An 18324-nucleotide genomic window follows, 5' to 3' on the forward strand; every position below is an offset into this window, starting at 1 on the left:
ATGAACTGCATGAACTGCATGAACTGCTCCTGGTGACGGGGGACGGTCAAGGTTTTGAGATCGACTACTACAACTTTAACTACAGATGAACAACATCGAATCCTTCGCCACCGGCCCGATGTGGGCTGGTTTCATTGCCTTTGTGCTGGCCATGCTGGCCCTGGACCTGTTTGTCCTCGGCGGCAACAAGGCCCACCGTGTCAGCGTCAAGGAGGCCGGGAGCTGGGTCGTGGCCTGGGTGCTCCTGGCCGCCAGTTTTGGCGCTTTGTTGTGGTGGTACCTGGACGGCACGGCTGGCCGCGAGATCGCCAACCGCAAGGCGCTGGAGTTCTTTACCGGCTACCTGATCGAGCAGACCTTGTCGGTGGACAACATGTTCGTATTCGTGATGATCTTCAGCTACTTCGCCGTGCCGCCGGAGTTGCAGCGCCGCGTGCTCTTGTACGGCGTGATAGGTGCGATCGTCATGCGCGCCGCGATGATCATGGCCGGCGTCTGGCTGGTTTCGGAGTTTGCCTGGGTGCTTTACGTGTTCGGGCTGTTCCTGGTGGTAACCGGTATCAAGATGCTGGTGATGGCCGATCAAAAGCCCGACCTGGAGAAAAACCCTTTCTTGCGCTGGCTTCGCGGCCACCTGCGCATCACGCCGGGCTTTCATGGCGAGGCCTTCTTCGTGCGCATCAACGGTCTGCGTTATGCAACGCCGATGTTTTTGGTGCTGATGATGATCGAGGCCAGCGACCTGGTCTTTGCCGTCGACAGCATCCCGGCGATCTTTGCGGTGACCACCGATCCGTTCATCGTGTTCACCTCCAACATTTTCGCCATCATGGGCTTGCGGGCGCTGTACTTTCTGTTGGCCGACATGGCCGAACGCTTTCACCTGCTCAAATACGGCCTGGCCTTGGTGCTGGTCTTTATCGGCGGCAAGATGCTGGTGATGCCCTGGTTTCATATGCCGGTGCAGTGGTCGCTGGGGATTGTGGGCGCCATCATCTTGATTTCCGTGGTCCTCAGCCTGAAGCTCTCAAGCCGCAAACCGTCCGGGAGTACCTTATGACTGATTCCGCAATGCAGGGCGCCATGCCGTTACCCAATCTGGAACTGCGCGACGACATGGGCCGGCTGGTTGGCGTGACCTGGCATGGCGCAGGTGATGACGCCGGCCGCGCTGGCTGGCTGGCGGCGGTCGATGGCTCGCCGTGCTCGCTGCGCGCCCTTGCGATGGTGGCCAATTGGGTGACACCGGAGCCGGGCGCCGAGGTTGATGTGGTGCATGTCCAGTCCTGGCTTAACAAGGAGTCCGCCGAGACCGAATTGGCGCCGCGCGGCTGGGCGGCGACGGCCGGGGCGCGCCAGTTGCTCGACGCGGCTTCGGTGCGCTGGCGCCTGCACGTTGTCATGGGGGAGGCGGCGGAACAGATTGTGAACATGGCCGATGCGCTGAGTAGTCGCGGCATCACCATTGGCTCGCAAGGCTTGACCGCTGCGCAATCACTGTTGCTCGGATCGGTGACTTTCCAGGTTGTGCACCAGGCCAGAGCCCCCGTTCTGATTGTTCGCTGACGCCTGCGCGCCCGGCAACGGCGAGGCCACGTCGGGCATCTCGCCTGATGCAAGTCCGGTGCTGCGCAACACCGGTGCCAGCTTTTCCTCACGCTGCTGTTTAGCGCGAAGGTCGCCGCCACCAGCTTTGCGCTGAGCCTTCTTGCGCCCGACATCGTATTAACGCTGGACGGCTCCTTCGGTGGAAGACCCGAGGCGAGCCGCTGGCGCTGGGAAAATCCTAGTCTTTGAAGTGCGTGCAGACGATATGCTTCGTCTTCTGTCGATAATTTCCATTTACCGGAGGAACCGTGATGCGCCCCAATTGTCTGAAAGAAATGTGCCAGAGGCAGGAAGCGGCTGTCAATGGCTGGCTCGGTATTCCCTCTTCTTATGCCGCTGAAGTCATGGGGTACCAGGGCTTTGATGCGGTGACGGTGGACATGCAGCACGGCATGATTGGGTTTGACCAGGCGATAGCCATGCTGCAGGCACTGTCGGCGACACCGGCGCTGCCCCTGGCGCGCGTGTCCTGCAACCATCCGGCGCTGGTCATGCAACTGCTGGACGCTGGCGCCTACGGCATTATTTGCCCGATGATTTCTTCTGCGCTCGAAGCTGAATTTTTTGTATCGGCCTGCCGCTACCCGCCGCAGGGGACGCGCTCCTTCGGGCCAGCGCGGGGCATGCTGTACGGCGGCCCGGACTATTTCCAGGGCGCCAATCAGGCGATTCTGACATTGGCCATGATTGAAACTCGTGCCGGCCTGGACGCGCTCGATGCCATCCTGGCGGTCGAAGGTCTCGACGGAATTTTTATTGGACCTAACGATCTGGCGCTGGCGCTCGGCAAGGCGCCCAGCTCCGAGCCCGACGATGAAGAGGTTCGCCAGGCCATTGCCCATATCTGCGAACGGACCCGCGCCAGCGGAAAAATTCCGGGCATTTTTTGCTCCAGTGGAGAAGCGGCGGCGCAGCGTATGGCCGAAGGTTTCTTGCTGGTAACACCGGGCCATGACGTGGGAATGCTGTCGCAGGCGGCCCGCCATGCGGTGCAAGCAGCCAGAAGCCAGAGCGCTTCCCGACAGGGTAGCGGCGTGGGCTATTGACTAATGTGAAAGCTGATTAGAAAGCGGGGGTGAAACCATGGTCATGGCATCACCCCCGCAGGGTTGGCCAGCACGGCTGCTGACCTGATAACGCAAACCTTTAGTGGCCGGAATTCGGATCCGCTTTTTGTGTCGTGTGAAACACCGCAGGATTCGCAGGGCCCGTCACGTACAGAAAGCCGGCCAGGCCTTTTTCGAGTCGCGACAAGGCATGGTCCACCAGAATGTAGCGGCCCGGCACCTCAACCTTAAACTCGACCATGGAAGCACCGCCCGGTGGCACCGAGATGGTCTGGACATTTTTGAGTGGCGCGGAAGTCAGGTCTGCCTGGCTGTAGACGCGGTCGAACACTTCGCCGATCACATGAAAGCTCGACGTGGCGTTGGGGCCACCGACGCCGAAGAAGATGCGCACGGTCTCGCCGACTTTCGCTTCCATCTTGTGGGTCTTGGTCAGCGCGTCCATGGTGCCATTGAACATCATGTGCTCAGGCTGTTCCTTGAGAAGTTTTTCCAGGGAAAACTCGTTTTCCCCGAGCGTTCCGTGCGGCTGGTTGGTGTACAACTCGCCCTGCATCACGTAAAACTCGCGGTCTACCGTGGGCAAGCCGCCTTCAGGTTCGACCAGGATCATGCCGTACATGCCGTTCGAGATATGCTGCGCCACCATCGGTGTGGCGCAGTGGTAAACAAACAGCCCCGGGTTGATGGCCTTGAAGGTGAAGCTCTTGCTGGTGCCGGGGCCGGCTTGGGTCACCGCAGCGCCGCCGCCCGGTCCGGTCACCGCATGAAAGTCCACCGAATGGATCATGTGGCTGTCCTTGGCATTGGCCATGTTAACGGTCACGGTATCGCCAAGGCGAACGCGAATGAACGGGCCCGGCACCTTGCTGTTGAAGGTCCAGTATTTGTAGGTGGTCCCATCTGCCAGCTGGCCCAGCACCTCAGTGGTTTCCAGATTAACTGTCACGCTCTGGGGGCCGCGCTTGCCGATCGGTTGACCGACTTCCGTCGGGCTGCGCGATACTTCCGCGCCTTTGGCTTCCGGCTTGGCAATGCCACCGCCGCCAACCACGATCTTGCCTATCATGCCGGCCTGGACATGGCCCGGCAGTGTGCAGATGTATTTGAAGTCACCTTTCTTGTCAGCCTTGAACACAATGGCGGTACTGGCGCCCTTGGTGTTGAGCTGATTGGAGGTCGCGCCAAAGTCGGGAACGCTGATGTCGTGCGTCGCGCCATCGCCGTTAACCAGATTGATTTGCACAATCGCCCCTTCGGCCACGGCCAGCTGCGGATTGACCTGGCCTTTGATGGCCCCGGTCTCTCCTACAAACACCAGCTTGCCGTCAGCAATATCGGTGCGCAAAGTAAACGTCACGTCTGGACGGTATTTGACGCCGGTATCGTGATGCGGCTCTGCGGCAAAGGCCGTCGACAAGCTGGCAAGGCCAATGACAGCGGTCGCCATCATTTTTTTTAGAAAACCGTTTCTCATTTAAATCACCTTTTAGTGTTGTTCGTCGTCTTGCCTGGTGCATGCATCGGGTCCGGCGCTAAGCTTTTTCGATCTGCTTGACAAAATAGTACATTCATAATGCATCTTTAATGTTGACGCAGATCAACATGAAGCGCCGCAACAAAGACTGCGTTCTTACACGATGGGCTACAGCGCACCGCGGGCAGCTGTTGCCGAGTTACGGGGTTCGAGAAGTCAACCTGTGTGCCGCGCCGCACTTACATGCAATAGGGATTTTTTTTCAAGAACCTGATTTGGAACAAAATAGAGACCACGACCACCTTCCGGATTTGCCAATGACTATTCCCTTGCCTGATATCGAACTGTCTGAAGAATTAATACGAAAGTTTGATACGTTAGGTCCGCGTTACACGTCTTACCCGACTGCTGACCGCTTCAACACTGCTTTTACCGATCAGTCATTTCAGGGCTACTTGGAAGAGCGCGCGGGAAAGGCCAGCAATCCCCCCTTGTCGATTTATGTGCATTTGCCGTTCTGCGAATCGCTCTGCTATTTTTGCGCCTGCAACAAGATCATTACCAAAGACCATGAGAGGGTTGCCGAATACCTGCGCTACCTCGACAAGGAAATGGCTTTGGTGGCATCCCGTCTTGGCAGCGACCGCAAGGCGGTGCAGTTGCATTTGGGTGGCGGAACGCCGACCTTCTTCAACGCAGACGAATTGCGCCAGCTGATGACCATGCTGCGTGCACACTTCAACTTCACGCCCGATGCTGAGATGGGCGTCGAAATAGATCCCCGTACCGTACGGGGCGGAACGCTGGCCATGCTGGCCGAGCTCGGTTTTAACCGCAACAGCTTTGGTGTACAGGACTTTGATCCGGCCGTGCAGCAGGCCGTCAACCGCATTCAGCCGCTGGAAATGGTGGAGAAGGCGGTTGAAGAAAGCCGCGCGGCCAACTTCCAGTCCATCAACGCCGACCTTATTTACGGCCTGCCGAAACAGACGCTGGAGAGCTTCGGCCGTACCCTGGACAACTTGATCCGCATTTCACCTGACCGCATCGCGCTTTATAACTACGCGCATTTGCCCAAGCGTTTCAAGGCGCAGCGGCTGATCGTGGAAAGCGACCTGCCTTCGGCCGAGGCGCGGCTGCAGATTTTTTTGATGTCTATGCACCGACTGCTGGCTGCCGGCTACGTGTATATCGGGCTGGACCATTTTTCAAAACCCGATGACGAGTTGAACAAGGCGCGCTTGAACAAGAGCTTGCACCGCAATTTTCAGGGTTACACCACGCGTGCAGAATGCGACCTGATTGGTTTGGGTGTCTCGGCCATCAGCAAGGTCGGCAATTCCTACGGCCAGTCGGTACGGACCGTCAACGCCTATTACGAGCACCTGGACAAAGACCAGCTGCCGACGGAGAAAGGCTTTGATTTGAGTACTGACGATCTGCTGCGGCGGCAAATCATCATGACCCTGATGTGCAGCGCACCAGTCGAAATTGACGCCATCAACAGCGAATATGGCATCGATTTCAATAGCTATTTTGCCCGCGAACTGTCGCTGCTCAAGCAGTACGAAGATGCCGGCTTGATCACTATCGACCCCGCGGCAATTCGGGTCACCGCCAAAGGACGTCTGTTCGTGCGCGCCAGCGGCATGGTGTTTGACAAGTACCTCGGTCAGCCGACCACCTCGACCTACTCCAAGCTGATTTAAGCGTAAGGCTGCTTGCCCTGTCTGCAGGCGGTTTTCCCAGGCACCGCCCCCGGTGCAGATGCTATTTTGGCTTCTTAACTGGCGTTCTTAGTGGCGTCCTCACCGGCGCGTGCAGTCGCACCGGCTTGAGCGCGCCAGCGCCAGCGGAACGCGCGCTGTTTTTCCTGACCAGGTTTTCCAGCGTCGCGTCGTCGAGCACCTCCAGATAGGCGGCCGTGGCATTGCGCAGGACGCCCTTCAAGCCGCAGGAAGGGGAAAGGATGCATTCGTTCCTGCTCTTGTCAAAGCATTCGGCCATGAAAAAATCGGGCTCGGTGCTGCGTACCACCGCGCCGATATTGATCTGCGCCGGCTCCTTGCCCAGCTTGAGCCCGCCGTTGCGGCCGCGCACGGTTTCGACAAAACCCAGGATGCCCAGCTGATGCACCACCTTGGTCAGGTGGTTTTTGGCAATGCCGTGCACATCGGCGATGTCCTGGATGGTCACCAGCCGGTCCCGATTGCCGGCGAGGTACATCAGGGTGCGAAGCGCGTAGTCGGTGTAGGTAGTCAGTCTCATGGCGAGATCAAGTCCGGTTGAAGAAAAATTAATACGGCAGCTTGCCTGCGCTTAATGCTGCATTGATTTTATAGGTTTGATTATTTTTTTGCATTTGGTGTGTCAAATAAGGTGCATATGCGTTGCATGTTATAAATGATGCAGATAGAATGCATCTTAAATCGGAATCCATCCGAGACATGCTTTCAACACCACAACCAAGGAAATTTGCCATGCACGCTACGCGCAAACTCTGGACCTGGCTCGCTGTCATCTGTGTAATGTCCTTTGCCGTTCTGGGCTGGGTCGGAACAGAGATTTACCTGACAGCGCCGCCGATTCCCAAACAAGTCATCAGTACCAAGGGCGCGGTGCTATTTTCCGAAGGCCAGGTCCAACGCGGCCAGAAAGCCTGGCTTTCCGCCGGTGGACAGCAGCTCGGATCGGTCTGGGGACACGGCAGCTACCTGGCGCCCGACTGGTCGGCCGACTGGCTGCACCGCGAAGCGCTGGCATTGCGTGGCGTCTGGGCTCAGCGCGAGTTTGGCAAAACCTATGAACAGCTGAGCGTTGGCCAGCAAGGCGAGCTGAACGCGCGGCTTAAGAGCGAGATGCGCGGCAATACCTATGACGCGGCCACCGGCGCAATTACCCTGTCGCCCGAGCGCGCCGAGGCCGTGCAACAGGTGGTCAAGCACTACACCGACCTGTTCGGCGATGCGCCATCGCTCGACAAGCTGCGCGAGCAATATGCGATGAGCTCGGGCCTGCTGCCTAACGCGGATGACCTGAAAGCGCTGCCCGCCTTCATTTTCTGGTCCTCATGGTCTGCCGCCACCGACCGGCCGGGCGAAACCGATTTGAGCTACACCAGCAACTGGCCGCATGAGCCGCTGGTGGACAACACGCCGACCGCCGGCGCCGGCATCTGGTCAATTGCCAGCATCATTTTCATGATCGCGGCGATCGCCGGCATGATCTTCTACCACTCGATGTCGAAAGAGCCGGGCGACCCCAAGCCCGCCAAAACTGATCCGCTGTTCGACTTGAAACCGACGCCGTCGATGAGGGCGACGAAGAAGTACTTCTATGTGGTGATCGGCCTGATCTTGGCGCAGGTCGGCATGGGCGTCATCACCGCCCACTATGCGGTCGAAGGCCAGAGCTTCTTCGGCATCCCGCTGGGCGAGATCTTGCCGTTCACCGTGAGCCGCACCATTCACACGCAGTTCGCGGTGCTGTGGATTGCCACCGCCTGGCTGGCGACCGGACTGTATATCGCGCCGGCCATTTCCGGCCACGAGCCCAAGTACCAGAAGCTCGGCGTCGATGTGCTGTTTTATGCGCTGCTGTTCATCGTGGTTGGCTCGACCGCCACCGGCTGGATCGGCACCTTGCAGCATTTGGGCACCAACTTCAGCTTCTGGGTCGGCAACCAGGGCCTCGAATTCACCAGCATGGGCCGCGTCTGGCAAATCCTGCTGTTTGTGGGCCTGCTGTTCTGGGTCACGTTGCTCGGCCGGGGCCTCTTGCCTGCGCTGAAAAAGCCGTCTGAAAGCCGCGGCCTGATCGCCATGGTGTTTTTGGCAGCCCTGTGCATAGGCGGCTTTTACGCCACCTCGCTGACCTGGGGCCAGACCACCCATTATTCGATGGTCGAGTACTGGCGCTGGTGGCTGGTCCACCTGTGGGTTGAAGGCTTTTTCGAAGTGTTCGCCACCGCCGTCATTGCGCTGCTGTTTACCCGCCTGGGCCTGATCCACGCCGCCACCGCCAACACCGCCATCGTTCTGGAAACCATCGTGTTCCTGTTCGGCGGCATCCTGGGCACGCTGCACCACTTGTATTTCACCGGCACACCGACTTTCGTCATTGCGATTGGCGCGATGTTCTCTGCGCTCGAAGTGGTGCCGCTGGCCATGATTGGCGTCGAAGGCTGGCGCAACTACCAGCGTTCGAAATCGGCTCCCTGGGTTCAGGCCTACAAATGGCCCATTCAGTGTTTCATCGCCGTCGGCTTCTGGAACGTGGTAGGTGCCGGTCTGCTGGGTTTCTCCATCAACACGCCAATTGCGCTGTACTACATGCAGGGCCTGAACATGACTGCGGCCCACGGCCATGCTGCGCTGTTCGGTGTCTACGGCATGCTGGGCATTGGCCTGCTGTTGTTCTGCCTGCGCGGCCTTTCAAGCCGCCTGGCATGGTCGGACAAGCTGCTGGCGCCGATGTTCTGGTGTCTTAATATCGGCCTGGGAATGATGGTGTTCATCTCGCTTGTTCCCGCCGGCATCTACCAGGCCTGGGCCAGCATTACCCAAGGCATGTGGTACGCCCGCTCGGCCGATTTCGTGCATTCACCCATCATGGAAACCCTGGTCTGGATGCGCGTTCCAGGCGACATCGTGTTTGCCATCGGCACCGTGTTCCTGGCCTGGTTTGCGGTTCGCCTGCTGTCCGGCGGCAAAGATAAACCAGCACTGGAACCCGCAGGCGCCAAACGGGCCTGATTCGGCCAGGCAACCGTTGACAGTCAAGAGGCCGGCCTGTGCCGGCCTCTTTTTTTGACAACTCCAGCAACTTTTTCTCAGGAGTATTTCATGAGCCACAACTGCTCTCTTCCCGTCACCTCTGAAGGCGTTTACCCATTCGACGCACGCGGCGTCGCCAAACGATTCCGGCATGCCGCGATCTTTGGCGCTCTTGATGCGCTGCAGCCCGGCGAGACTATGCGCTTTTGCAACGACCACGATCCCTTGCCGCTGCTGTCGCAGATTGAAGGTCGCTTCGGCGCGCAGGTCAAAATCAACTACGTATCGCGAACACCGGGCGAAATCGTGATTGATTTTCTGGTCGCGCGGTAGACGAGGAATAGAAGGCGTAGAAGGCGTAGTAGGAGCAGTCGGCGAGTTCCTGCGCAAGACTTGATCTGGATCAGGGCTTGAACTAGCCGGATCGGGCATCCTCAAGGCTGCTGTTAGATCAATTCCCAGGGGCGCGTCATGAAACATACCAGTCTGCAAATCATCCGCGATGAGCATTCGTCGCTGGGTGCCATGCTGCGGTCCATGCTCCTGATGGTGGAGCGCGGCTATGGTGATGATCCGCAGCAGTTCTTTGACGTGCTGCGCTCCATGCTGTTTTACATTGACGAGTTCCCCGAGCGCCTGCACCACCCCAAGGAGTCGAATCTGCTGTTTCCGCGCGTGGTGCGGGCGGCGCCTAGCGTCATGGCGGCGGTCGCGCTGCTGGAGCGTGACCACCTTAACGGCGAGCAGGCTGTGCGCGAACTGCAGCACCTGCTGCTGGCCTGGGAGCTGCTGGGCGAGACGCGCCGGACTGCCTTCGTCGAGCAATGCCGGCACTATGTTGACTTCTATCTGGCTCACATGCGGATGGAGGAAACCGTCATCATTCCGGAGGCCGAGAAGATGCTGACCGAGGCCGACTGGAAAGAACTGGACGCCGCGTTCGAAAAAAACTGCGACCCGCTGACTGGCAAGTACCCGCCCGACCCCGCCTATGCGCGTCTCTTCACGCGCATCGTGATGAAGGCGCCGGCCCCTATCGGCCTGGGCAACGACTGAGCAGCGGTCCCGGTGTCGGCCGGCATGGCCACTCCTTCCTTGACTGGGCTTAGCCCGCAAATCTTTTCGGGCCCCCGGTTTTCTGTTATTCGACCACGGATACAAAAGTAACAGCAATTGAGTGATGCCTGGCAGTGACATCTGGGGCGCGGCCATCTGCCGCACCCGGAGTCTGCGCGCCCAAAAACAGCGCCGCGCCCCTCTGTACGACCGGGCTGCCAGACAGCCTCAGCGCTTCATTCGCTCCGCTTTCAGTCCCTAAATTGCGGTAATTTCGATTACCCCGTGAACAAAGTCGCGTATATCCGCAAATTTCTACTGTCGGCGCGCGGTAGCACATTGTTCATTGCAAAAATTTACAGTAAATTACATTCATTCACAGTAACGATATCGATTTACCCCTTCAGACCGATCAACGACCGCGGCACACCGACCACCAACCAACCGAAAAAATCCGACCATGCGCTCCAACACTTCACTCCGTAACTTCACTGGTGCGCTTTTGCTGTGCGCTTCGGCGGCTGCCGTGCTGCCGGGCGGTGCCGCCGCGCAGAGCGACGAGCCGATCAAGCCGATACCCACCGAGCTCAAGCTGGACCCAAAGAAGGTAGCACTCGGCGAGAAGCTCTTCAACGACAAGCGCCTGTCGCGCGACAACACCCTGTCTTGCGCCAGCTGCCACAACCTGAGCGCAGGCGGCATCGACGGAATGGCAAGCTCGGTGGGCATAGGCGGCGCCAAAGGCCCGATCAATGCCCCGACGGTATTCAACAGCGCCTTGAATTTTCGCCAGTTCTGGGATGGCCGCGTCAACTCGCTCGAAGAACAGGCCGCCGGCCCGATTCATGACCCCAAGGAGATGGGCAGCAGCTGGGTGGAAGTTCTCAGCAAACTCAGCCAGGACGCCGCGCTGGTCGCCCAGTTCAAGGAGCTCTATCCCGATGGTCTTCAGTCAAAAAATGTCCAGGATGGCATCAGCACCTTTGAGCGTACGCTGGTCACGCCAAATGCGCGCTTTGACAAGTACCTGCGCGGTGACAAAAACGCCATCAGCAGCGACGAGCTCAAGGGTTACGAGCTGTTCAAGAAATACGGCTGTGTAGCCTGCCACCAGGGCGTCGCGGTCGGCGGCAACATGTTCCAGACCTTCGGCGTGATGGGTGACTATTTTGCCCAGCGCGGCAACCCGACCGCGGCCGACATGGGCCGTTACAACGTTACGAAGAACGAGGCGGACAAGCATGTGTTCAAGGTGCCCAGCCTGCGCAACGTGGCGCTGACCGCGCCGTATTTTCACGACGGCTCGGCCAAGACCTTGAACGATGCGGTAGCCGTGATGTTCAAGTACCAGCTTGGCCGCACGGCTTCGCAGCAGGATAAGGACCAGATCGTGATGTTCCTGCGCACGCTGACCGGCGAATACAAAGGCCAGCCACTGGACCGCATCCAACGGACCGCCGCGAAATAGCTCATCAGCAGCCAAGCCCGCCTACCTCCCTAGCCCGCCGACATCCCTTCCCAAGGAACCGTAATGAACAAAACACGCATTGGCTACGCCTTCGCCGCGCTCGCGCTAATTGCCGTGCTCGGCTTCCTGATCGTGATGACGCGATCAGTCGGTTTCGGCGCGAACAACGAGATCGTCGCCGCGCTTCGCCAGCTCAAGCAGATTGACGCCGAATGGAACGTTGACGTGCTGCGCTCCAAGACCGGACTGAACAACAGCTACGACCCGGTGGCGAGTCCCTTGCCGCTGATCGAGGCGCTCGCCGTCCAGTTGCAGAACAAGTCCGAAGTGATGGGCGCGAGCGCCGAGAGCAGCAAGCGGTTGCAGCCACTGCTGGCGGCCTACGAGAAGGCAATGGGTCAAAAGATCGCGCTGATCGAAAACTTCAAGTCGCAAAATGCCATCCTGCGCAACTCCTCACGCTTTCTGCCTGTGGCTGCGGCCGATCTGATCGAAGCGGTGCGTGCAGGCAGCACGGCGCCCGCCAGCAAGGCACAGGTGGAAGAGTCGCTCAACACACTGCTGACCAACACCATGACTTACGCCTTGACGCCCGAGACGGCCTTGAAGGAGCGCATCGAAGCCGGCTCGCGTGAATTGAAGCAACAGGTGCAGGGCTTTCCCGACGATGTACGCGAACGCGCAGACACGCTGGCCGCGCACGTCGCCACGATTTTGAAGCAGCAGCAGATCGGCAACCGGCTGCTTGGAGAACTCGCCGCCTTGCCGGTCGTCAACGCGATCGACGCGCTGGGCGACGCGCATGCGCAAGAGCACGAAAAGCTGCTCGTCTCGCAGCAAAAGTACGGTCAGGTACTGGTCGCATATTCGGTGTTACTGCTGTTGCTGATCGCCTACATCGGCTGGCGTCTGTTCAAAAGCTACCGCTTGCTCAATGCGACCCACGCTGCGCTGCAAAAAAGCAATGCCGAACTCAAGGAATCGCAGGTCTACATGGTGCAGACCGAAAAGATGTCGGCTCTAGGCCAGATGGTGGCCGGCATCGCGCACGAGATCAACACACCGCTGGCCTACGTCAAGGGCACTATCGACGTGCTGGCCGAGCAGTTGGCGCCGGTCAAGGAATTGGCCCAGCGCTGCCAGCAGTTCGTCAGCGCCATGCGCCTGCCTGCCCAAGAGCGCGACAATGCGGCGGTCAAGCTGCAGCTGCTCGGCGTCGAAACGGTCAGCCGCAACCTGATCGAAGCGGGCGTGCTCGAAGACATGAATACGCTGCTCAAGGACGGGGTGCATGGCATCGATCAAATCTCCGAGATTGTCTTGAACCTGAAAAACTTCAGCCGCCTGGACCGCGCGCGCGTCACCGAGTTCTCGCTGCAGGAAGGCCTGAACAGCACCTTGCTGCTGGCCCGCAATCTGCTTAAAAATACCGTCGAGATCCGGCAGGAGCACCTGGATGTGCCCAAGATCCAGTGCTCGCCATCGCAGATCAACCAGGTGTTTTTGAACATTATCAGCAACGCGGCGCAAGCCATGGCTGATCGTGCAGAGAAGGGCGTCATCACGCTGCGCACCATGCGCGAAGGCGACGAGATGGTGCGCGTAGAGATTCAGGACAACGGCAGTGGAATTCCGAAGGACGTGCTGCCCCGAATCTTCGACCCCTTCTTCACGACCAAGCCGATCGGCAAAGGCACCGGCATGGGCCTGTCGATCTCCTACAAGATCATTCAGCAGCACGGTGGCATGATCCTGGTCGATTCCGAACAGGGCGTCGGCACGGTGTTTTCCATCCTGCTGCCGATTCGCGCGCTAGAGCAGTCGGCCGTCGAGAGCGACGATCTGCTGCTTGTGGCCTGACCCGCTGACCCCGCTCGCACCAGCAACTCGAAGAAAGAAAACAAAAAATGCCAGCCAAAGCCAAACTACTCTTCGTTGACGACGAGGAGCGCGTCGTCAACCTGCTCAAGATGATGTTTCGCGCCACCCACGAGGTGTTTACCGCCACCAGCGGGGCAGAGGCGCTGGAGATCATCGCCGCCAATGAGATCCAGGTCATCGTCAGCGACCAGCGCATGCCCGGCATGCTGGGCACCGAACTGCTGCTGGCGGTGCGCAAGAAATCGCCGAGCACCATGCGTATCTTGCTGACGGGGTATTCGGACCTGGCGGCCATCGTCGGCTCGGTCAACGACGGCGAGATCTTCCGCTTTGTCAGCAAGCCCTGGGATAACGCCGAGATGAAAGCCATCGTCGGCGAGGCCGCGGAGATTGCGCTGGCAACGCAGGATGCCGCTCTGTCGTCCCCGGAGTCGCTACCGCCGTCGGCGGAACTTGCCTCGCTGGCCATGCCGGCCCTGCTGGTGCTGGACGACAGCGACAACGACAGGCGCCAGATCATGCAGCTGTTCAGCAACGACTACCGCGTGCACGGCGCGGCCAACGTGGCCGAGGCGCTTAAGGTGATCGAACAGCACGATGTCGGCGTCATTGTTTCGGAAGCGCGCGTAGGCAGCGAAGACACCGGACAGCTGCTGCGCATTCTCAAGCAGAACTACCCGATGATCACCACGGTGATGCTCACCAGTTCGGCCGACAGTGACCTCATCATCAAAATGATCAACCAAGCGCAGATCTTCCGCTTTGCGATGAAGCCGATACGCGCCGGCGTGTTCCAGCTCGCGGTGTCGGCGGCCATGAAGGAGCACCGGCGCTTTCGCAGCGACCCCCGCATGATGAGCCGGGTCAGCGTTGCCAAGGCCACCGAGCCCGAAGACATGTCGCTGGTCGCATTGGTGACGGGAAGCCTTTCACGCCTGCGCGCGCGCTTTTCGTTCTTCTCGCGCTAGGCCAGCAGCGGGCGAAGGGTGGCTCGCAACGGCCTCGCGCTGCCCGACTTTCGGCGCTGCGCGCCCGCACCCCGCGAAAATGAGTCAAAGCAGGCGGGTGCGGCGCCGCCGGCAGGCACAATCAGGGCTTCAACCCGGTCGCACAAGGAGTCTCGCCATGCCGCGCGTCGTTTTCAATCAAAAAGGTGGAGTGGGCAAGTCCACCATCACCTGCAACCTGGCCGCCATCAGCGCCAGCCAGGGTCTGCGCACCCTGGTCATAGACCTCGATCCGCAGGGCAACTCCAGCGCCTATCTGATGGGCGCGCAGGCAACGGAAGACATGCCCAGCGTGGCCGGCTTCTTTGAAAACACCTTGAGCTACAGTTTGCGCAGCGTCGCCCCCAGCGAATTCATCGTGGCCACACCGCATGAAAACCTCCACCTGATGCATTCCAGCCCGGCACTTGGCGAATTGCAGGGTAAGCTCGAATCGCGCCACAAGATCTACAAGCTGCGGGAAGCCCTGCAGCAGCTCGCCGGCGACTACGACCGCATCTACATCGACACGCCGCCGGCGCTTAATTTCTACACCCGCTCGGCGCTGATTGCCGCGCGCGGCTGCCTGATTCCGTTTGACTGCGACGATTTTTCACGCAAGGCGCTGTACACGCTGCTGGAGAACGTGCAGGAGATCCAGGCCGACCACAACCCCCAGCTGGTGGTTGAAGGCATCGTGGTGAACCAGTTCCAGCCGCGCGCCAACCTGCCGCAGCGCCTGGTCGATGAACTGATCGCCGAAGGCCTGCCGGTGCTGCAGCCCTACCTGCCATCCTCCGTCAAGATCCGCGAATCGCACGAGCAGTCGCTGCCCATGATTTACCTGGACCCCGGCCACAAGCTAACGCAGGCGCTGGTGGCGCTGCACGGGGCGCTGAGGTAACGCTGCGGCGAGCCGCTGCGTGCGCCCGTGGCGGATATAAAAACAGGCTGCAGACCCTATGGAACGGGCGCTAGCTGCTATTGAATTTGTAGCGTTCTGCGCCCGCTGCAGGCGGTTCCCGGGCCGGATACGGGTGTGACAGCAGAATTTGCTGATTTATCCATCAAATTGGCTTCAAGCCCATACAGGACGGGCGCAAGCAGCTATTAAAACTATAGCGACCGATGAGTAGTGCAGCCCAGGCCGCGCTGTTTTGCCGGCCGGGCCCGGGTGACTGGGGCCGGCTGCCCGCGTCCCGCCTGCTACGCAGCGCCCACTTGTCAGCGCGCCCTGGACCTGACTCAGGTTGACGCGCCAGCGCTTGCGGACTAGATTTCGCTGAAAGGGGCGTTGAATTTCCGGTTTCTCATTTCGACGCCCCATCGCGGAGACCCTTCATGACAAAACTCGTTCGCGCGACGCTAGGCACCGTGGCGATCACGCTGGCCCTGGCGCCGGCACCCAGTCAGGCGATTGCGCCCATCATCGCGCTTCTCGCCAAGCAGATGCTTACCGACATGGTCACCTCCACCGCCAAAAGCATGTTGCGGGGGAGCCTGGACGGCATGGGTTGCAAGGGCCAGGCCCTGGCGAACGCCATCAACTCGGTAGGCAACGTCGGCGCTGGCCGCGGCATGCCATCAGGTATGGCTCTGCACACGATGCCCGGAATAGCCGGAATGCCCGGAATGTCGACCCTGCCCGGTGGCATGCCAATGATGCCCGGCATGGGCGCGCTGCCGCCGGGTTCGCCCGACATGGCGGCCATGATGGCGCGCATACTGCCCGGCGGCGCGATGCCCCCCGGCATGGCGCTAGACCCCGAACAGGCGGCCATGCTTGCCCAACTGCAGGGCGGCATGGGTGCGGCGCTGGCGCCGGCCGAAACGCTGGCCACCATTGACGAGATGAGCGAACTCGGCCTGTTGAGCCACGCGATGAACACCGAGCTGAAAGAGTGTATGGTGCTGCTGCCGCATGCGGCGCCCGCCATGGGCATGGCGATGGGCATGATGAAACCGATGCTGCCGCAGTTTCGCGACGCGCGTGACCAGATGCGCGCCCTGTCGCCCGAGGAACAGGACGAACTGGCCGCCAGCCTGGTGCAGGAACTCGACAAGGCGCCGGCCAAGGAGCGCAAGGCCATGCTCGGCGAATTGGCCGGCGGCCTGTTCCCGCCGCGCGTGGTGCAAACGCTGAATCAGCGCTTCGGCGTGAAATAGCACGCCACAGCCTGAGCTGCGCCTGACCAGCGCCGCCACCAGCCGGGCCAGCGTCTGCACTTGCAGAAAACATCGACAATCGGCCGAAGCCCGGGAGCGCAACCCGCCGACGCTTGCCCACACCTACCGATGCCTGACCACAACGCCACGAAAACCATGACTCCCTTGCAACTACCCGTTGCCCCCGACCTCAACGACCCGCAGCCGCTGGTCATCTACCACGGCCGACGTTGCCCCGACGGCTTTGCCTCCGCGCTGGCCGCCTGGCTTTTCTACGAAGGTCGGGCAGAATTTCTGGGACTCGATCACGGCGACATCAAGTCGCCGGACGATTTGCCCGCGCTTGACCGCCGCGCCGTATATATCCTCGACTTCTCGTTCTCGCCAGAAATCATGCGCGGCATCGAGGCGCGGGCCGCCAAGCTGGTGCTGCTTGACCACCACAAGAGCGCGGCCGAGAAACTCAGCGGCTTTGCCTGCCGCTGCGGCGTCGTTCACTTTGACATGCACAAGTCCGGCGCCCGCCTGGCCTGGGAGTTCTTCCAGCCCGCCAGACCGTTGCCGGATCTGGTGCGCTTTATCGAAGACCGCGACATCTGGGTCTGGCAGTACCCCGAAAGCGCGGGCTTTTTGGCCGCGCTTGACATGGAAGCCTTCGAGTTTGCCCGCTGGGCCGAGATCGCCTCGTTCAGTCCAGTGCAGCTGGCGGCTTTCATGGCGCGCGGCCAAGCCATGGATGAGAAATTCAGCAAGCTGGCCGCCGACATTGCCGAGGGCGCACAGCCCGTTACCTTCAATGGCCAGCACGGCTTGATGGTCAACGCGCCCGGCGTGTTTCATAGCCTGATCGGCAACACACTGTCTGAAAAAAGTGCCACGTTCGCGCTGATGTGGGTCGTCGCCAAGGACGGCGTCATCAAGGTCGGGCTGCGCTCGCAACGCGGCTTTGACTGCATTCCCTTGGCCGAAAGCATGGGCGGCGGCGGTCACGCGCAGGCCTGCGGCTTCAAGATGGGCAACGAGCGCCTGCCCGAGTTGCTGAGCGGGGTGTTTGAAGCGGCCGCCAAGCCTTTGACCTAGGCTTCGTAATAAAGAAGGGCCTCGCCCCAGTAGTTAAAGCTCAGGGGCCGCGGCCCCGGCAGGTAGCGGGTGTTCAGGTCGCGCAGCCGAAAACCTGCCTGCCGCAGCAACGCCGGAATGTCGCGCCCCAAGTGACAACCACCGGCTAGCTTGCCCCACAGCGGCTGCAGCCGGTCCTGCCATCGCCGCACCGACTCGTCTGGCGCGCGCCCATGTTCGCAAAACAGCAGGCGCCCGCCTGGTGCCATGACGCGGCGCATTTCGCGCAGTGCGGCCAGTGGATCAGCGATGGTGCACAGCGTGTAGGTGATCAGCACCGTATCAAAGCTGGCGTCCGGCAGCGGGATGGTTTCAGCCGACATGGCAACCAGATCCACCTCCAGCCCCGCCTCGGCAATGCGCTCGCGCGCCAGCGCATGCAGCTGCAGAGCCGGGTCCAGCCCTGTGATGTGGGTCACGCGGGCTTTGTCGTACCAGCGCATATTCAGCCCGGTGCCAATGCCGACTTCAAGCACGCGCCCCTGCGCCAGCGGCACCACCAGCTGGCGCTGCCGGCTCACCATAGGCAGGCCGCAGGCAAAGTCCAGCACCGGCGGCAAGATGGTGCGCTCGTACCAGGAAGGATTCATGGGGCGGTTATTTCATTCAAATGGGGTGATGGGGGCCTTAAAAAGGCATCAAATAAGCCTCTAGCCCTTATTAAACGGGCGCAAGCAGCTATTAAAACGATAGCAGTCTAGTCCCTCAATTTTAGTGTACG

16 protein-coding genes are annotated in these 18324 nt (G+C 60.3%); 13 read left to right on the forward strand and 3 right to left on the reverse strand.

Annotated features, from left to right (window positions below; translation table 11 throughout):
• The first annotated feature begins 85 nt into the window (after positions 1-85).
• From HHJ18_RS12350 to HHJ18_RS12360, 3 genes are all read left to right on the forward strand, one after another.
• Entirely contained in the window at positions 86-1060 is a 975-nt protein-coding gene (locus tag HHJ18_RS12350; protein ID WP_296915696.1) for a TerC family protein, read from the forward strand.
• On the forward strand, positions 1057-1566 hold the full coding sequence (locus tag HHJ18_RS12355; protein ID WP_296915698.1) for a universal stress protein: 510 nt from the start codon (positions 1057-1059) through the stop codon (positions 1564-1566). Before HHJ18_RS12350 ends, HHJ18_RS12355 begins: the two co-directional genes overlap by 4 nt.
• A 293-nt stretch (positions 1567-1859) precedes the next feature.
• Complete coding sequence (locus tag HHJ18_RS12360) at positions 1860-2654, forward strand: aldolase/citrate lyase family protein (RefSeq protein ID WP_296915700.1); 795 nt, start codon at positions 1860-1862, stop codon at positions 2652-2654.
• Between the two features lie 100 nt (positions 2655-2754).
• Here HHJ18_RS12360 and nirK read toward each other — a convergent pair whose 3' ends face one another.
• Entirely contained in the window at positions 2755-4125 is a 1371-nt protein-coding gene (nirK, locus tag HHJ18_RS12365; protein WP_296915701.1) for a copper-containing nitrite reductase, read from the reverse strand.
• Positions 4126-4469: 344 nt separating this feature from the next.
• Between nirK and hemN the strand changes: the two genes are divergently transcribed.
• Entirely contained in the window at positions 4470-5861 is a 1392-nt protein-coding gene (gene hemN, locus HHJ18_RS12370; RefSeq protein WP_296915703.1) for an oxygen-independent coproporphyrinogen III oxidase, read from the forward strand.
• A gap of 61 nt (positions 5862-5922) precedes the next feature.
• On the opposite strand, the gene HHJ18_RS12375 is transcribed toward hemN, so the two are convergent.
• A complete protein-coding gene (locus tag HHJ18_RS12375; protein ID WP_296915705.1) occupies positions 5923-6420 on the reverse strand; it encodes an Rrf2 family transcriptional regulator in 498 nt (165 codons plus the stop codon).
• A 212-nt stretch (positions 6421-6632) separates the two neighbouring features.
• Between HHJ18_RS12375 and HHJ18_RS12380 the strand changes: the two genes are divergently transcribed.
• The 9 genes from HHJ18_RS12380 (at position 6633) to HHJ18_RS12420 (ending at position 17564) form a co-directional block, all read left to right on the forward strand.
• Positions 6633-8906 (forward strand): nitric-oxide reductase large subunit, encoded by a 2274-nt coding sequence (locus tag HHJ18_RS12380; RefSeq protein WP_296915707.1) that lies wholly within the window; start codon positions 6633-6635, stop codon positions 8904-8906.
• A 90-nt stretch (positions 8907-8996) separates the two neighbouring features.
• Positions 8997-9260 carry a DUF2249 domain-containing protein gene (locus HHJ18_RS12385; protein WP_296915709.1) on the forward strand — a complete coding sequence of 88 codons (264 nt, stop codon included), beginning with the start codon at positions 8997-8999 and terminating at the stop codon, positions 9258-9260.
• 138 nt (positions 9261-9398) lie between these two features.
• Entirely contained in the window at positions 9399-9983 is a 585-nt protein-coding gene (locus HHJ18_RS12390) for a hemerythrin domain-containing protein (protein ID WP_296915711.1), read from the forward strand.
• A gap of 460 nt (positions 9984-10443) precedes the next feature.
• Entirely contained in the window at positions 10444-11451 is a 1008-nt protein-coding gene (locus HHJ18_RS12395) for a cytochrome-c peroxidase (RefSeq protein WP_296915713.1), read from the forward strand.
• Positions 11452-11514: 63 nt separating this feature from the next.
• Positions 11515-13311, forward strand: a complete 1797-nt coding sequence (locus tag HHJ18_RS12400) for a DAHL domain-containing protein (RefSeq protein WP_296915715.1) — start codon at positions 11515-11517, stop codon at positions 13309-13311.
• 47 nt (positions 13312-13358) lie between these two features.
• Positions 13359-14300 carry a response regulator gene (locus HHJ18_RS12405; protein WP_296915717.1) on the forward strand — a complete coding sequence of 314 codons (942 nt, stop codon included), beginning with the start codon at positions 13359-13361 and terminating at the stop codon, positions 14298-14300.
• 157 nt (positions 14301-14457) lie between these two features.
• Positions 14458-15222, forward strand: a complete 765-nt coding sequence (locus HHJ18_RS12410) for a ParA family protein (RefSeq protein ID WP_296915718.1) — start codon at positions 14458-14460, stop codon at positions 15220-15222.
• 437 nt (positions 15223-15659) lie between these two features.
• Entirely contained in the window at positions 15660-16484 is an 825-nt protein-coding gene (locus HHJ18_RS12415; RefSeq protein ID WP_296915720.1) for a hypothetical protein, read from the forward strand.
• A gap of 156 nt (positions 16485-16640) precedes the next feature.
• Positions 16641-17564, forward strand: coding sequence for a DHHA1 domain-containing protein (locus HHJ18_RS12420; protein ID WP_296915721.1), 924 nt, complete (start codon positions 16641-16643; stop codon positions 17562-17564).
• On the opposite strand, the gene HHJ18_RS12425 is transcribed toward HHJ18_RS12420, so the two are convergent.
• A complete protein-coding gene (locus HHJ18_RS12425; protein ID WP_296915723.1) occupies positions 17561-18193 on the reverse strand; it encodes a methyltransferase domain-containing protein in 633 nt (210 codons plus the stop codon). The two genes, HHJ18_RS12420 and HHJ18_RS12425, sit on opposite strands and share 4 nt — an antisense overlap.
• Positions 18194-18324 lie beyond the last annotated feature (131 nt).

The sequence above is a fragment of the Polaromonas sp. genome (assembly GCF_012927455.1).
In the GTDB taxonomy this organism is placed as follows: domain Bacteria; phylum Pseudomonadota; class Gammaproteobacteria; order Burkholderiales; family Burkholderiaceae_C; genus Polaromonas.

Bases quoted from the DNA above. Each gene is read 5' to 3' on its own strand.
- HHJ18_RS12350 (WP_296915696.1), top strand. From the start codon at position 86: ATGAACAACATCGAATCCTTCGCCACCGGCCCGATGTGGGCTGGTTTC.
- HHJ18_RS12355 (WP_296915698.1), top strand. From the start codon at position 1,057: ATGACTGATTCCGCAATGCAGGGCGCCATGCCGTTACCCAATCTGGAA.
- HHJ18_RS12360 (WP_296915700.1), top strand. From the start codon at position 1,860: ATGCGCCCCAATTGTCTGAAAGAAATGTGCCAGAGGCAGGAAGCGGCT.
- nirK (WP_296915701.1), bottom strand. From the start codon at position 4,125: ATGGCGACCGCTGTCATTGGCCTTGCCAGCTTGTCGACGGCCTTTGCC.
- hemN (WP_296915703.1), top strand. From the start codon at position 4,470: ATGACTATTCCCTTGCCTGATATCGAACTGTCTGAAGAATTAATACGA.
- HHJ18_RS12375 (WP_296915705.1), bottom strand. From the start codon at position 6,420: ATGAGACTGACTACCTACACCGACTACGCGCTTCGCACCCTGATGTAC.
- HHJ18_RS12380 (WP_296915707.1), top strand. From the start codon at position 6,633: ATGCACGCTACGCGCAAACTCTGGACCTGGCTCGCTGTCATCTGTGTA.
- HHJ18_RS12385 (WP_296915709.1), top strand. From the start codon at position 8,997: ATGAGCCACAACTGCTCTCTTCCCGTCACCTCTGAAGGCGTTTACCCA.
- HHJ18_RS12390 (WP_296915711.1), top strand. From the start codon at position 9,399: ATGAAACATACCAGTCTGCAAATCATCCGCGATGAGCATTCGTCGCTG.
- HHJ18_RS12395 (WP_296915713.1), top strand. From the start codon at position 10,444: ATGCGCTCCAACACTTCACTCCGTAACTTCACTGGTGCGCTTTTGCTG.
- HHJ18_RS12400 (WP_296915715.1), top strand. From the start codon at position 11,515: ATGAACAAAACACGCATTGGCTACGCCTTCGCCGCGCTCGCGCTAATT.
- HHJ18_RS12405 (WP_296915717.1), top strand. From the start codon at position 13,359: ATGCCAGCCAAAGCCAAACTACTCTTCGTTGACGACGAGGAGCGCGTC.
- HHJ18_RS12410 (WP_296915718.1), top strand. From the start codon at position 14,458: ATGCCGCGCGTCGTTTTCAATCAAAAAGGTGGAGTGGGCAAGTCCACC.
- HHJ18_RS12415 (WP_296915720.1), top strand. From the start codon at position 15,660: ATGACAAAACTCGTTCGCGCGACGCTAGGCACCGTGGCGATCACGCTG.
- HHJ18_RS12420 (WP_296915721.1), top strand. From the start codon at position 16,641: ATGACTCCCTTGCAACTACCCGTTGCCCCCGACCTCAACGACCCGCAG.
- HHJ18_RS12425 (WP_296915723.1), bottom strand. From the start codon at position 18,193: ATGAATCCTTCCTGGTACGAGCGCACCATCTTGCCGCCGGTGCTGGAC.